This is a genomic window from Neobacillus drentensis, assembly GCF_036962765.1.
Lineage (GTDB): Bacteria > Bacillota > Bacilli > Bacillales > Cytobacillaceae > Neobacillus > Neobacillus drentensis_C.
Genome location: NZ_JBALOS010000364.1, coordinates 3130 through 3943, shown reverse-complemented (window position 1 = coordinate 3943; position 814 = coordinate 3130). Strand labels below are relative to the sequence as shown.

The 814-nt window shown below is 33.2% G+C and carries 1 pseudogene; it reads right to left on the bottom strand.

Annotated elements, in window-relative coordinates:
* Window positions 1-515: pseudogene (locus V7137_RS29510) on the bottom strand (hypothetical protein); the annotation flags it as partial.
* Window positions 516-814: the final 299 nt, after the last annotated feature.

Below are 814 nucleotides of genomic sequence, written 5' to 3'. Positions count from 1 at the left end.
TTATCACTATTTGGTATCGTTATTTCACTGCCATCCGGCATCTCAAAGATATATTGATAAAAACTGGTTGTTCCCTGATGGTTTCTATATTCAATATGTACTTTTGCTATTCTATCCCACCTATATTCTTTTTCTTTTAGGCCCATTAATGTATTATAATGAATCCCATCATTATCCAAATAATAATAATTGGTTAAGCTACATACAAAAGCAGGTATACTAACAAGCAGCATGACAACCATAATCATTTTAAACCAAAGACTTTCCCAGCACTGTCTAAAAATCAAATAGATGGTAAGCATAACGGCTAAATATATCATTCCACCCATAAACGTGAAATAAGCAGAAAAAGGTGTCGAAAAAAACCAGTGAGATCGAGAAAAATAGACCATGCTTTGATAAGATGCCACCGCGATAAACGGGACAAACAAACTGCTGATAAATAAAATAATGATATACGCTACCATTTTTACATGATTTTGCTCTGACGTCTCTCTCCGCTTTATTAAATGCAAAACTCTTCCCTCCTTAATCCATGTATATTCTTCTTCACTCAGTATTTTTCCAAATATATGGTTTTTGAAATAGTTGACGAGAAAACATATGAAAGGTTTCGTCAACAATCAGAAAATTTGGTGCTTATTTGAAATCTACTAACGGTTGGTGAAATTATTTCAGCTCGTGCATACATAACCAATGAATTTATCCACATACTATTTTTGTATTTCAATTACATCTAGAAAGAAGGATATCTTATGACTGTTGGAACACAAGTAAAACAAGCTCTAGCTGGACTAAAAAGTGCACAAGCAAG